General features: G+C 64.5%; 1 protein-coding gene. It reads left to right on the top strand.

Annotated features, from left to right (window positions below):
- The coding region (locus AC1QQ2_RS14810; RefSeq protein WP_479713718.1) for an SU10 major capsid protein at window positions 1-667 on the top strand (667 nt) is incomplete at both ends.

Below are 667 nucleotides of genomic sequence, written 5' to 3'. Positions count from 1 at the left end.
GTCGAAGTCTCGGACACCGCCGACAGCGTCAACGGCGCGGGCGACGTCCAGACCCTCGCCAAGCAGGTCGCCTTCAAGCTGAAGGAACTGAAGCGCGACATGGAACTCATGCTGGTGTCGAACGTGGCCGCCGTCGCAGGCGGTGCCTCGACCGCCCGCGTCACCGCTGGCCTTCCGGCGTTCCTGCGCTCCAACGTCTCGCGCGGCACCAGCGGCGCCAACGGCACCCTGTCGGGCACGACCGCAGGTTATCCGAACGCGGCGGCGACCGATGGCACCGCCCGCGCGCTGACCGAGCAAATGCTCAAGGACGTCATCGCGTCGTGCTGGAACAACGGCGCGGAGCCGTCGATTGTTCTGTGCGGCTCGGCTGTGAAGCAGAAGATCTCTTCGACCTTCACCGGTTCGGCGACTAAGTATCAGGACATGACCAACAAGAAATCGCTTGTAGCCGCGATTGATGTATACGTCAGCGACTTCGGTACGCTTCAGATCGTACCCTCTAGGTTCCTTGAAACCCGCACCGTGGCCGCCCGCGACGTGTTCGTCCTCGACCCGAACTACGCCCGCGTCGCGTTCCTGCAGAACGTGAAGCAGAAACCGCTGGCTCCCACCGGCCACTCGACGCGTCGCCTGATCGCTGCCGAGTACGGCCTGCAGGTGGACA

It is taken from the genome of Aestuarium sp. (genome assembly GCF_023253315.1).
GTDB lineage: Bacteria > Pseudomonadota > Alphaproteobacteria > Rhodobacterales > Rhodobacteraceae > Marivivens > Marivivens donghaensis.
The sequence above is the reverse complement of the archived record's forward strand: the minus strand, read 5'-3'. Positions and strand labels throughout refer to the sequence as shown.